This window comes from Streptomyces sp. SID14515, assembly GCF_010548505.1.
GTDB classification, from domain to species: Bacteria; Actinomycetota; Actinomycetes; order Streptomycetales; family Streptomycetaceae; genus Streptomyces; species Streptomyces caviscabies.
Genome location: NZ_JAAGMH010000019.1, coordinates 38,779 through 51,138, shown reverse-complemented (window position 1 = coordinate 51,138; position 12,360 = coordinate 38,779). Strand labels below are relative to the sequence as shown.

Annotated in this window: 14 protein-coding genes; 5 read left to right on the top strand and 9 right to left on the bottom strand. The window is 72.1% G+C overall.

The window, feature by feature from the left end:
• The coding region (locus G3I54_RS03405) for an ATP-binding protein (RefSeq protein ID WP_164610926.1) at positions 1-1,389 on the bottom strand (1,389 nt) is incomplete at its 3' end.
• 422 nt (positions 1,390-1,811) lie between these two features.
• On the opposite strand from G3I54_RS03405, the gene G3I54_RS03400 reads away from it, so the two are divergent.
• Complete coding sequence (locus G3I54_RS03400) at positions 1,812-3,257, top strand: glyceraldehyde-3-phosphate dehydrogenase (protein ID WP_137228475.1); 1,446 nt, start codon at positions 1,812-1,814, stop codon at positions 3,255-3,257.
• Between the two features lie 70 nt (positions 3,258-3,327).
• Here G3I54_RS03400 and G3I54_RS39250 read toward each other — a convergent pair whose 3' ends face one another.
• From G3I54_RS39250 to G3I54_RS03380, 4 genes are all read right to left on the bottom strand, one after another.
• Complete coding sequence (locus tag G3I54_RS39250; protein WP_239144213.1) at positions 3,328-3,519, bottom strand: hypothetical protein; 192 nt, start codon at positions 3,517-3,519, stop codon at positions 3,328-3,330.
• 62 nt (positions 3,520-3,581) lie between these two features.
• Positions 3,582-4,511, bottom strand: a complete 930-nt coding sequence (locus tag G3I54_RS03390; RefSeq protein ID WP_164610924.1) for an oxidoreductase — start codon at positions 4,509-4,511, stop codon at positions 3,582-3,584.
• A 94-nt stretch (positions 4,512-4,605) separates the two neighbouring features.
• Positions 4,606-5,034, bottom strand: a complete 429-nt coding sequence (locus tag G3I54_RS03385) for a pyridoxamine 5'-phosphate oxidase family protein (protein WP_164610922.1) — start codon at positions 5,032-5,034, stop codon at positions 4,606-4,608.
• 132 nt (positions 5,035-5,166) lie between these two features.
• On the bottom strand, positions 5,167-5,637 hold the full coding sequence (locus G3I54_RS03380; RefSeq protein ID WP_164610920.1) for a hypothetical protein: 471 nt from the start codon (positions 5,635-5,637) through the stop codon (positions 5,167-5,169).
• A 120-nt stretch (positions 5,638-5,757) separates the two neighbouring features.
• Between G3I54_RS03380 and G3I54_RS03375 the strand changes: the two genes are divergently transcribed.
• Positions 5,758-6,255 carry a hypothetical protein gene (locus tag G3I54_RS03375; protein WP_164610918.1) on the top strand — a complete coding sequence of 166 codons (498 nt, stop codon included), beginning with the start codon at positions 5,758-5,760 and terminating at the stop codon, positions 6,253-6,255.
• Between the two features lie 114 nt (positions 6,256-6,369).
• Complete coding sequence (locus tag G3I54_RS03370; protein ID WP_164610916.1) at positions 6,370-7,131, top strand: MerR family transcriptional regulator; 762 nt, start codon at positions 6,370-6,372, stop codon at positions 7,129-7,131.
• Positions 7,132-7,193: 62 nt separating this feature from the next.
• Here the strand turns inward: G3I54_RS03370 and G3I54_RS03365 are convergent, their stop codons facing one another.
• Together G3I54_RS03365 and G3I54_RS03360 are read right to left on the bottom strand one after the other, a co-directional pair.
• A complete protein-coding gene (locus tag G3I54_RS03365; RefSeq protein ID WP_164610914.1) occupies positions 7,194-8,411 on the bottom strand; it encodes an MBL fold metallo-hydrolase in 1,218 nt (405 codons plus the stop codon).
• 102 nt (positions 8,412-8,513) lie between these two features.
• The gene (locus G3I54_RS03360; RefSeq protein WP_164610911.1) at positions 8,514-8,954 is read right to left on the bottom strand and encodes a PPOX class F420-dependent oxidoreductase; all 441 of its coding nucleotides are present in this window, start codon (positions 8,952-8,954) and stop codon (positions 8,514-8,516) included.
• 115 nt (positions 8,955-9,069) lie between these two features.
• Here G3I54_RS03360 and G3I54_RS03355 point away from each other — a divergent pair, with 115 nt between their 5' ends.
• Positions 9,070-9,726 carry a TetR/AcrR family transcriptional regulator gene (locus G3I54_RS03355; protein WP_164610909.1) on the top strand — a complete coding sequence of 219 codons (657 nt, stop codon included), beginning with the start codon at positions 9,070-9,072 and terminating at the stop codon, positions 9,724-9,726.
• 61 nt (positions 9,727-9,787) lie between these two features.
• Here the strand turns inward: G3I54_RS03355 and G3I54_RS03350 are convergent, their stop codons facing one another.
• Both G3I54_RS03350 and G3I54_RS03345 read right to left on the bottom strand, forming a co-directional pair.
• Positions 9,788-10,789, bottom strand: a complete 1,002-nt coding sequence (locus tag G3I54_RS03350) for a DUF6745 domain-containing protein (protein ID WP_164610907.1) — start codon at positions 10,787-10,789, stop codon at positions 9,788-9,790.
• Between the two features lie 103 nt (positions 10,790-10,892).
• The gene (locus G3I54_RS03345) at positions 10,893-11,219 is read right to left on the bottom strand and encodes a hypothetical protein (protein ID WP_007449868.1); all 327 of its coding nucleotides are present in this window, start codon (positions 11,217-11,219) and stop codon (positions 10,893-10,895) included.
• 175 nt (positions 11,220-11,394) lie between these two features.
• Between G3I54_RS03345 and G3I54_RS03340 the strand changes: the two genes are divergently transcribed.
• The gene (locus G3I54_RS03340) at positions 11,395-12,357 is read left to right on the top strand and encodes an STM4015 family protein (protein WP_164610905.1); all 963 of its coding nucleotides are present in this window, start codon (positions 11,395-11,397) and stop codon (positions 12,355-12,357) included.
• Positions 12,358-12,360 lie beyond the last annotated feature (3 nt).

The window sequence follows — 12,360 nt, the reverse complement described above, 5'->3', positions numbered from 1 at the left end:
CTGCCCGGGGCCGGGCGCGCGCGAGCCGTTGGTGGGCGGCTGGGCCGGGGCCGTCCGCCGGGGCGTTCCGCTTCCGTTCCCGGCCTCGACGGGCGGCCGGTGCACGGCGCCGGGGGGCGGTACGGGCACGGCGTCGGGCGACGGCGGGGCGTCCGGGTCGGTCCCGAGCAGCGACTGCGGAAGGACCAGCACCGCCTGCGTACCGCCGTAGATGTTGCTCTGGAGGCGGACGGCGATGCCGTGGCGGCGGGCCAGGGCCGACACGACGAACAGGCCGATCCGGCCGTCCTGGAGCAGATGGGCCACGTTGACCTGGTCGGGGTCGGAGAGCAGGGCGTTCATCCGCTTCTGCTCGTGGTCCGGCATCCCGAGACCGCGGTCCTCCACTTCCAGGGCGAGCCCGGCGGTGACGTGCTGGACCCGCAGCAGCACCTGGGTGTGCGGGGCGGAGAAGACCGTGGCGTTCTCGACCAGCTCGGCCAGCAGGTGGATCACGTCGGCGACGGCGTGGCCGCGCAGGGTGCCGTCCATCGGCGGGACCAGCTTGACCCGGGGGTACTGCTCGACCTCGGCGATGGCCGAGCGGAGCACCTCGGTCATGGTGACCGGGTTGCTCCACTGCCGCCGGGAGACGGCCCCGCCGAGTACGGCGAGGTTCTCCGCGTGGCGGCGGATCCGGGTGGCGAGATGGTCGACGTGGAAGAGGCCCTTGAGGAGGTCGGGGTCCTCGACCTCGTGTTCCAGCTCGTCGAGGATCTGGATCTCGCGGTGGACGAGGGATTGCAGCCGTCGCGCGAGGTTGACGAAGACCTCGACCTTCTGTTCGTTGCCGGTGCTGCTGAAGAGCTGGGAGGCCTGGACGACGGAGGCTACGGCGGCGTCCTGGGCCCGTGCCATCTCCTGTCCGAGCAGGTCGAAGGCGTCGGCCCCGGGCGCGGCTGGTTGCGGCGGCCGCCGGGCGGCGACGGTTTCGCCGTTGCGGAGCTGTTCCATCACCCGTTGCAGCTCGGCCTGGCCCTGGGCGCTGGCCCGGCGGAGCGCGAGGGCCCGGTCGAGGACCTGGCCGGCCACGCGGTTGGCGCCGAGGTAGGCGGCGGCGACGGCGGCGACGGCCAGGGCGGCCGATCCGCCGAGCGCCGCCCAGAGGCTGGGCGAGGAGCCGACGGCTCCGGCGCGGACGGTGAAGATGACGGCCGCGGCTCCGCTGAGCACCGCGGCGATGGCCGGGAGCAGCGCGGTCCGCAGCAGCTGGGGGCGTATGCGGGCGTCGGGGGAAGGCCCTGCGGCGCGCGGCCTGCTCGTGGCCGAGTGGGCGCGCGTGCCGGGGCGGCCGTGCCGCCCGCCCTCACGGCGGTCCGGTCGCGCTTCGGGTGCGCGAAGTTGAGACATCAGCGTCCTCGGTACAGGGGGCACCGGGGATCGGCGGTCGTGCCGGCGTTCATGAGGTGGCCCCTACGGTGGTCGGTCAGGCTCCGGTCATCGGTCGGGCAGGCCCGAACGTTATGAGCCCACCGTTGATCACCGGGCACACACGGTAGTCGTCAATGACGTATGCGCGACGGGCAGTTGTCGAACTTGCCCGCCATCCGTCCCACTCTGGTATGACCGCTCGCACGCGCGCCCGATTGCGCCGCGTTGACCCCGAATCGCCCCGCCCCGCAGACGGCTGCCCACATGCTGGACACATCGAGAGCGGCGAGGTCGCGCAAGGGCCGCCGGTTCCGGGTTTACGCGCAGGTAGGGCACCGCCCGAAGGGGCGGAAGGCGGTCCGGTTACCATATGAGCGCCGCCTAGCTCGAAAGATAAACTTGTGACTGTCAATGACGACTCGTTCACCAACTGGATGCACCGCGAGGAGATCGCGGAGTCGATGATCCCGATCATCGGGAAGCTGCACCGCGAGCAGGACGTCAATGTCCTGCTGCACAGCCGCTCCCTGGTGAACAAGTCGGTGGTCAGCATCCTCAAGACCCACCGCTTCGCCCGGCAGATCGCCGGTGAGGAACTCTCGGTCACCGAGACGATGCCGTTCCTGCGGGCGCTGACGACGCTCGACCTCGGCCCGTCCCAGATCGACATAGGCATGCTGGCCGCGACGTACCGGGCCGACGGGCGCGGGCTCTCCGTAGAGGAGTTCACCGCCGAGGCCGTCGCCGGGGCGACGGGCGAGAACAAGATCGAGCGCCGTGCGTCGCGTGACGTCGTGCTCTACGGCTTCGGCCGCATCGGCCGTCTGCTGGCCCGTCTGCTCATCGAGAAGGCCGGCTCGGGCAACGGCCTGCGCCTGCGGGCCATCGTCGTCCGCAAGGGCTCCGGCCAGGACATCGTCAAGCGCGCCTCGCTGCTGCGGCGCGACTCGATCCACGGCCAGTTCCAGGGCACGATCACCGTCGACGAGGCGAACAGCAAGATCATCGCCAACGGCAACGAGATCAAGGTGATCTACTCCGACGACCCGACAACGGTCGACTACACGGCGTACGGCATCAAGGACGCCATCCTGATCGACAACACCGGCCGGTGGCGCGACCGCGAGGGCCTCTCCAAGCACCTCCAGCCGGGCATCGCCAAGGTCGTGCTCACCGCGCCGGGCAAGGGCGACGTCCCGAACATCGTGCACGGCGTCAACCACGACACGGTCAAGCCGGACGAGCGCATCCTGTCCTGCGCGTCCTGCACGACCAACGCCATCGTGCCGCCGCTGAAGGCGATGGCGGACGAGTACGGTGTGCTGCGCGGGCACGTCGAGACGGTCCACTCGTACACCAACGACCAGAACCTGCTGGACAATTACCACGGTTCCGACCGTCGTGGCCGTTCGGCGGCGCTCAACATGGTCATCACCGAGACCGGTGCCGCCTCGGCCGTCGCGAAGGCGCTGCCCGACCTCGACGCGCCGATCACCGGCAGCTCGATCCGCGTCCCGGTGCCGGACGTCTCGATCGCGATCCTCAGCCTGCGGCTGGAGCGCGAGACCACCCGTGAGGAGGTCCTCGACTACCTCCGCAACGTGTCGCTGGCCTCGCCGCTCAAGCGCCAGATCGACTTCATCAGCGCGCCCGACGCGGTCTCCAGCGACTTCATCGGCTCGCGCCACGCCTCGATCGTCGACGCGGGCGCCACCAAGGTCGACGGCGACAACGCGATCCTCTACCTCTGGTACGACAACGAGTTCGGCTACTCGTGCCAGGTCATCCGGGTCGTCCAGCACGTCTCCGGCGTGGAGTACCCGACCTACCCGGCCCCGGCGGTCTGACCCCGGCACGCTCGTACGGTACGTCGCCCGGTGCCCGGCAGGTCCTCCTGCCGGGCACCGGGCGTTCGTCTCAGCGGGCGGCGGGAAGCAGCCGTGGTGCGCGGACGGCGTGAGGGGTGCGGACGAACTCGACGACCAGGCGCTCGCAGGCCCGCTCGGCGATCAGGCGGTCCAGCGGGGCCAGGGGGGCCAAGGGGGCCAGGGGGTCCGAAGAGTCCAGCAGATCCGGGGAGGCCGGCGGTTCCGGCGTATCGGTGTCCATCGCCTTTTCCTATCAACCCGCCCCGGGGCCGCACGACATGACTTCGGTGGCCCCGTCACGCGTCACACGGCGTCGGCGTCCAGTCCGGTCAGCCGGGCCGACTCGTCCCACAACGCCCGTGCCATGGCCGCGTCCTGGGCGCGCTGCGACTTGCGGGCGGGCGCGGGCGCTCCCCGGGACTCGCCGAGGTGGGCGGGGCCGTAGTAGGAGCCGCCCGGGGCGTCCGGCAGCGTCGCCGCGTACAGAACGGGCAGCGCCCCCACCGAGGCGGGCTGGGTGTAGATGCGCGAGGCCCGCTCCAGCTTCGCGGCCCAGTTCCGCCCGGCCAGACGCGGTCCGGCCTGCCCCAACTCCGTTGCCGACAGGCCGGGGTGGGCCGCGAGCGCGGTCAGGTCCCGGCCGGCGGCGCGGGACCGCCGGTCCAGTTCGTCGGTGAACAGCAGGTTGGCGAGCTTGGACTGACCGTAGGCCCGCCACTTGCGGTACGCGCGCTCGGCGTTGAGGTCGTCGAGATCGATGCGGCCGATGCGGTGGCCGAGCGAGGAGAGGGTCACCACGCGCGCCGGCCCCTGGAGGCCGAGGACGGGCAACAGCCGGTGCGTCAGGGCGAAGTGGCCCAGGTGGTTGGTGCCGAACTGCATCTCGAACCCGTCCGCCGTACGCAGTGGCGGCAGAGCCATCACCCCGGCGTTGTTCACCAGCAGATCGAGCCGCCCGTCGACCTCCTTCGCGATGGCCTCCGCGGCCTCGGCCACACTGCTCAGATCGGCCAGATCGAGGCGGACGAGCCGGGCGTCCGAGCCGGGAGCGGCCCGGCGGACGGCGTCCACGGCGCGTCGGCCGCGCTCCGGATCGCGGCACGCGAGAAGGGTGCGGGCGCCGGAGCGGGCCAGCACGAGAGCGGTCACCGCGCCGATGCCGCTGTTGGCGCCGGTGACCACGGCGGTGGTGCCGCCGAGGTCGGGCATGTCGTCGAGAGTCCAGGAACGCATGGGGCACGCCTCCCCCGTACCGGCGTCGCCACACGTGGAAGGCCCCCGCCGACACCGCGGCGGACGCGACAGCGGGGGCCGTGGCGTCCGCGGCTCAGACCTGGCCGAGGTCCGAGCTGACCCAGCGCTCGGGGCGCAGGGTGATCACGACCTGCTCGCCGTGGTTCTCCCAGGCGAACTCCACGTAGCCGGCGACCTTCTCGGCCGGAAGGTAGCGCGCCGACACCTCCTCCAGGTCCGCTCGGGTGGCGGGGCGGGTGTCGACGACGGGCCCCTCGACGGAGACGTACCGAATGGTCGGCTCCAGCCGGTCGACCAGCAGTGTGAACCGGCCCGCGGCCGCGATCAGTTCCGCCTTGCGCGAGGTGCGGCCGGTGAGGATCCGGACGTCGCCGCCCGCTTCGTACTCGTACCAGATCGGCACGCTGAGCGGGGCCCGGTCTCCGGCACCCGACGCGACGGCGAGTGCGGCGACATGGGGTTCGGCGAGGAACTGTTCGCGCTCTTCACGGGTGAGTGCCACTGCACGCTCCTTCGTACGGGGATTCAGGGGCTGACCCAGTGTGCCCCGCGCTCCGGGCGTGTCCGCCGTCACCGGCACCGGAGCGGGCGGCGTGTCGTGCGCGGGCCTCCGCCCGGCCGCCCGCACGTGTCGCTACGCGGCGCTCGAAGCGTTCTCGGACCGTCGCACCACGGCCGCCCCGCGCAGTGCGACGGCGCACCAGACGGCCACCAGCAGCAGCGCGACCGCGGCCAGACCGGCGACTTCCATGGGCTCCGGCCGCCAGCCGAGCGAGAGACGCGTACCGATCAGGACGGTCCCGATGAGGGCCTTCTCCGGTTCGTAGACCGGAACCCTGGCCGCCACGAACCGCAGCACGGCGGCGAGGACCAGGCCTATCGCGGTCCAGGCGAGCAGATAGGGCCAGAGCGGTCCCGGAGCGGCGGGCGGCAGACCGAACTCCTCCGGCCCGATGCGGAACAGGGCTCCCACCCAGCCGAGCGCCACTCCGGCGGCGGTGACGGCCGCCACCCACAGCGCATGGCGCCACCACGGGCCGGGGCGGACGCTCTCGTCGTCGTCGTCATAGCTGTCGGCCGGGTCCGGAGACTCAGGAAGATCCATCACGCTTGATGAGACGCGCACCGGGCGGTGATCGTTGCGTTGTCCCGGCGAAAAAGACCGCGCAGGTGCGTCGCGAACCGGCCCAACGGCCGGGAACAACCGACAACTAGGCTCCCGGACATGAGCAAGGACCATGACGACGAGCCGATATTCATCCGCTCGAACTGGGGAACCAGCCGCTATGTCTACAACCCGAGAAACCCGGTCGGGGCGGGCCTCATCATCGGATCCCTGCTGTTCGCCGCCGGAGGCATCTTCTACCTCTACGCGAGTTCTTCCTGGAGCGAGGGCGAGTTGCGCGACGCCGTGCGGGTGGCCGTGCGGAACCTGGAGTCGGAGCCGCAGACCCTCGGCTCCTGGACCGGCGGTTACGACAGCATGATCCGCGACGCGCTGGAGGAGAGCGGCGAAGGCCCCTCGAACGGCGGCGTGGTGTACGTCGAGGACGCGGACAACCCCTACGACGAGGACGCGGACCGCTCCGTCGACCGGTTCGAGGTCACGGCGAAGGACGTCGACGCCGCGTTCTGTCTGAGCGTGTCGCCGCCGGAACCGGAACCGGGACTGACGAGCATCCAGGTCAGCCTCTCCATCACCGTGGAAGAGGGCGATTGCTGAGCCCGTCCGGTGCGGATCCGGGCTTGAAATTGCCGCTGCGGCAGCTTCTACGGTCATGACCAGGGCCGGAGAGACCGGCCCGGTGAAGCGCTCGTGAGGGAGTGGGAAGTGGCGATGGACTGGCCGATCGCGGAGGTCGCCCGGATGTCCGGGGTGACCGCCCGGACCCTGCGGCACTACGACGAGATCGGCCTGCTGCCGCCGGCCCGGATCGGCTCCAACGGCCACCGCTACTACGAGGAGCACCAGCTTCTGCTGCTGCAGCAGATCCTCGTACTGCGCGCGCTGGACGTCGGGCTGCCGGAGATCGGCAGGGTCCTCGCCGACCAGGTCGACACGGTGGAGGCCCTGCGCGGACACCATCTGCGGCTGCTCGCCGAGCGGGACCGGCTGGACACCCTGGCCGCGACCGTCTCCCGCACGATCGCCGAACTGGAACAGTCCAGAAGGGACGGCACGCCCATGACCGCCATCAACCGACCGGAGAACCTGTTCGAGGGCATTGACGCCTCGCTGTACGAGGCGAATCTGCGCGACTTCCCGGGCCTGCACGAGAAGGCCGGCCGGCTGGCCGCCACCACCACACCGGCCGAGGCCGAGGCGGGGCAGCGCGAGCGCACGGCGCTGATGATCCGGCTGGCCGAGCACATGGCCGCGGGCGCCCCGGCCGACGCCGAGCCCGTGCAGGCCGAGATCGACGCGCAGTACCGGGCGCTGATGGCGCTGCACCCCGTATCCGCCGACGAGTACCGCGCGATCGGGCGGTCCTGCGTGGACAACGAGCAGTGGCGCGCCGCGTACGAGGCCATCGCCCCGGGCCTGGCGGAGTACCAGCGGGACGCGATCGAGGCCTACGCGGTGTCCCGGCTGGGCTGAGTCGCCGAAGGGCCGCCGCCGGGCGAACCGGCGGCGGCCCCGAGCCATGGGCCGGTGAGCGGTCAGCGCTCCCCGGCGAGGTCCAGGTCGCCCCGGGCCGCCGCCTCGGGGCCGGGACCGGGACCGGGGCCCGCCTGCTCCTCGGTGCGGCGCCACGGCCGGGCGAGCGTCGCGGACAGCGGTCGCCACCACGGCTCCGTGGGGAGGGCTCCTGCCGGTTCGAACGGTTCGCCCGGCCGGGGGAACGCCACCGCCTGGCCGGCGTCCTCGCCGGCGTCCTTCGTCCACTCGCCCGGCTCCGCCCAGGCGTGCGGGGCCAGGTTGAAGGTGCCCCAGTGGATCGGCAGCAGCACGCCGTGCGGGCTGCCGCCCTGGAGGTCCAGATGGGCGCGCATGCCTTCGGCCGGGGTCATGTGGATGTCCGGCCAGTACTCCGAGTACGCGCCGATCTGGATCATGGTGGCGTCGAAGGGCCCGTGCTCGGCCCCGATGTCCCGGAAGCCCGGGAAATAGCCGGTGTCCCCGCTGTGGTAGATCCGGTGCTCCGGACCCGCGACGGCCCACGACGCCCAGAGCGTGTGCTGCCCGTTGCGCAGCCCGCGCCCGCAGAAATGGCGTGCGGGGGTGGCGGTGAGGCTGATTCCGGCGACCGTCGCGGTCTCGTTCCAGTCGAGCTCGTGCATCCGGGCCGCGGGCACACCCCAGCGCTCCAGATGGGCGCCGACGCCGAGCGGCACGGCGAAGACCGTGTCCGTGCCGGCCAGGGCGCGGATCGTCGGCAGATCGAGGTGGTCGTAGTGGTCGTGGGAGATCACGACGACATCCACGGGGCCGAGCGCGGCCAGCGACAGCGGAGTGGGGTGCAGGCGCTTGGGCCCGGCGAACGGGAACGGGGAACAGCGCTCGCCCCAGACCGGGTCGAACAGGATCCGCCGGCCGTCGATCTCGGCCAGCACGCTGGAATGGCCCATCCAGGTCAGCCGGAGCCCGGAGGCGGGCGGTGTGGCCAGATCGGCGAGGGTCGTGGCGTGGACCGGCACGGTGCCCGTCGGCATCCGGCGGGCCCGCTGCTCCTTGTGGAAGTAGATCTTGGCGAATTCGACGGTGGAACCCGAGGGCCTGGTCCGGGCCCCCACCGGGTTCTGGAACGCTCCGTCGACGAAATGGGGCGAGCGGCGGATGCGCTCCATCCGCGCTCCGGCCGGGTCGGCCCCGAAGGACTCGGTGCGCATGGAGCGCAGTTTCGTGCGGAGCGGAAGCAAGTAGTCAGCGCCGGTCACAACATCTCCTGAGGGAGTCGGTGTCGTCTCATTATGGTCGGCCTGTACGACAGGGCGAGCAGAAGATGCTGAACGGGGCAGCCGCTCCGGCCGGTGGCGGCGTCAGCCACGCTGCTGCCCGTATACGTGGTCGATGTGCAGGGTGAGCAGCACCCTGCGGTCCTCGACCATGGCCCGCCGGTAGTCGTCCCAGTCGGGGTGCTCGCCCTTGACGTCCCGGTAGAGCGTGATCAGGGCCTCCACGGTGGCGTCGTCGGGCGCCGCGGCGGGCGGGGTCAGCTCGGCGGTCGCGTCGGCCACGGTCCAGGCCCAGCGGTCGTCACTGGTGACGTGGTAGCTCGCCCGGGGGTCGCGCCGCAGGTTACGGGTCTTGGCCCGGCCCTCGGTGATCGAGACGCGGACCACCCGCTCTTCGGGATAGAAGGCGTGATTGACGTTGGACAGCTGGGGTCGCCCGTCCTGCTTCAGCGTGACCAGAACACCGCCGTCGTGCTCGCCGAAGAGACGGAGCAGTGCTTCCTGTGCCGGTTCGATTCGCGTCATGCAGGGTGCAACGTCCGGGCCGGTCGGAGGATTCCGGTGCGCCGGGCCTTCCGCACCGGATCCGTCGGCTGTCGTCCCACCATCGCTGACCTGGCGTATTGGTTAGGGTGGCCCGGTGGCTAGAGTCCGATTGAGCGTGGCGGAGCGGCGTGAGGAGCTGCTGCGCGCTGCGGTCGAGCAGATCGAGGTCCGCGGGGTCTCGTCCGTGCGGATCGCCGACGTCGCCTCGGTGCTGGGGGTGAGCAACGCGCTCGTGCTCTACCACTTCTCGACCAAGGAGAAGCTGGTCGCGGCGGCGTTCGCCTACGCGGCCGAGGCCGACCTGGCCCATCTCCGCAAGCTGCTGGCCCGGCGCACCACCGCCGTACGACGGCTGCGGGCGGCCGTGCGGTGGTACGCGCCGACGGGACAGGCCAAGGGCTGGCGGCTGTGGATCGAGGGCTGGGCGGCTTCCCTGCGCGACCCCGCCCTCCGAGAGGTCGCCGGCGACCTCGACCAGCAGTGGAAAGCGGAGCTGGCCCAGGTCATCGAGGAGGGCGCGGCCGCCGGTGAGTTCCGGTGCGAGGATCCCCGCTCGACGGCCTGGCGGCTGACCGCCCTGCTGGACGGGATGGCGGTGCAGACGACCTCGTACGCCGGTCCGCTCTCCCGGGCCACCATGCTGCGGTGGACCGATGAGGCGCTCGCCCGTGAGCTGGGCATCGACCTCGCGGAGCTGACCGGGTCGTCGGCCGCCGACCCGCACGACACGGACCCTTCCGCGACCGCCTGACGGCCGCGCTCCCGGAACGCCCGGCTCCCGGGCGGACAGCTGACCGCCACCGCCCGCCCCCTCAGGTCTGGCGCACCGGTGCGTAGGCCGCCCCCTCCAGCCCGAACGTCCAGGCGACCCCGTCCTTCGCGGTCCGGGTGGCGGGCGGCACACGCAGCCAGTAGGTGCGGTACGTGCCGTCCGGCTCGGGGGTGGAGTTGACCACCTCGACCATCACCACGTCCTCGTCGCCGTCGAGGGCGATGCGCCAGAGGATGCCCGTCTCGTCGCGGTGGACGGGCTCGGCGCCCGACTCGGCGAGATAGCGGTCGTAGCCGTAGTACTCCAGCATCACGCGGCGCAGCTCCGCGTTCTCCTCGGCGCGGATCCGCTCGGGCGTGAGCGAGGACAGCTCGGCGAGGAACGCGGCCGGAACGGGCATACCACGCCAGGCGTGCAGGGCGAACCCGTCCCCGTAGGCGAGAGCCGGCCCCTCGCCGTGGTCGAGCCGGCCCGCCTCGTCGCGGTGGAGGACGTCGGGCCGCTCGCTGATGACCACGGCGTTCTCGTAGGGCCACCACCAGCCGGCGTTGCGGGCCACCTCGGCGAGGCCCGTCAGCCGGTCGCCGCGCCCGTCGAAGGCGGCGAGCCAGGCGGCGTCGTGCTGGCCGAGCACGGCGTCCAGGAGCACCAGCCGCACGGCGCCCTCGTCCTCCGGCCGGGGCGCCAGGTCGGCGACGACACCGGTCCGTATCCGGTCGGCGAGCGCGGCCGTGGTCTCCCACAGCTGGGCTCCGGTGGCGGACCAGAGCGCCGACCAGCCCGCCGGGCCCAGCTCGTCGTACATCCGGCGGCGTTCCTCGGCCCACGGGCGGGTGCGGACCTCTTCACGCACCGACCGTCCGGCGTCGGTCAGCTTCTCCACCGTCCCGACGGCGGCCCGGGGCGATGCGGCCCAGATGATCCGGTCCGGCTCGGCCAGGCCGGCGGTGCGGTAGGCGCGGCGTACACCGGCCTCGGCCGCCGCCCGGTCAGCCCGGCCGGTCGCCGCCGCCACGCTCCGCCAGGAAGTCACGTTCTGCATCGGTTGTCCCCGTCCCCTGCTGTGCTCGTTCGCTGTTCTCGTACTGAACTGAAAGGCCGTGCTCGTACTGCGTGGCTGTGCCGGCTCCGGCGTGCCCGAGTGGTCAGTCCGCCACGATGCGGATCGCGCCCGGTGCGTACTCCCGCTGCCGCACGACGCGGAACCAGCCCTTGGGGAGCGGGATCACCGCGTGCTCCTCGTGCACCACCCGTCCGCCCTCGGGGAGATGGAGCAGCATCGGGCCGAACTGCCCCGCCTCCCGGATCAGTCGGCCGGGGCCCTGCACGGCGTGCGCGTGCCCGGTGACCTCCCCCAGCGCGAGCACCAGCCGCCCCCGCCCGTCGCGCAGTTCGCCCGGGGCCTCCAGGAAGGGGGCGGGCACCGCCGACTCCTCCAGCTCCATGATCAGTACATCGCCCTGCCGGTACACAGACGTCTCCCCTCGTCGCGGCACCCGCTGTGCCGACCCTGCGAAAAACGCTACGGGCAGGGTCTGACAACAGCCCCCGGCCACGCCCCTGGACGGGTCCCGGCCGCGGCGTTGTCAGTGCGGCTTGATAAACCTTGCGGACATCAGCCGTCCTCAGGATCAGGAGCTCAGGGCCATGTACGGTGCGCAGCATCTGCACGAGTTCGGCGGCCTTCCGGCCGTCGACTTCCAGCACACGACCGACGGGGGCTCCCGGCCCGCCGCGGATGCCGTGGCCTGGCGCGTCTCCGTCGATCCGTACGGAGGCGACGAGGACCGGGACCGGCCCTGGGCGGAGGAGTTCGCCGCCTTCCTGGACTCGGTCGCCCCGGCCGGGGTCCGGGCCCTGATCATCGGTCAGTGGGGTGAGGCCTACGAGGAGAACTCCTCCGTGCCGATCGGTCTGCTGATCGCCGCCGCCGACCGGCTGACCTCGCTGGAGGCGGTGTTCATCGGGGACCTGGAGGCGGAGGAGGCCGAGATCACCTGGATCCAGCAGTCCGATGTGACGGCGCTGCTGGCGGCCTTCCCCGCGCTGACGGAGCTCGGGGTGCGCGGCGGCAGCGACCTGCTGTTCCCGCCGACGAAGCACGAGCGTCTGCGGGCGCTGACCGTCCAGGCGGGCGGGCTGCCCGTCGAGGTGGTGCGCGGTGTGCTGGACAGCGAACTGCCCGCGCTGGAGCGGCTGGACCTCTGGCTCGGGGTGTCCGCCTACGAGGGGAACACCGACGTCGCCGACCTCGCTCCGCTGCTCTCCGGCACCCGTTTCCCCCGGCTGAACCACCTGGGCCTGCGCAACAGCGAGATCCAGAACGAGATCGCCGCGGCCGTCGCCTCCGCTCCGGTCGTCGCCCAGCTGCGGGTGCTCGACCTCTCGAACGGCACGCTGGGCGACGAGGGCGCGGCCGCCCTGCTGGAAGGGCAGCCGCTGACCCACCTGGAAGCCCTCGATCTCCACCACCACTTCCTCAGCGGGGCGATGGTGGAGCGGGTCCGTTCCGCCCTGGAGCCGCACGGCGTGCGGGTCGATCTCTCCGAGCAGTGCGAGCCCTGGGGCGACCGGGGCGCCGAGGGCCGCTACACCGCCGTCTCGGAGTAGGGG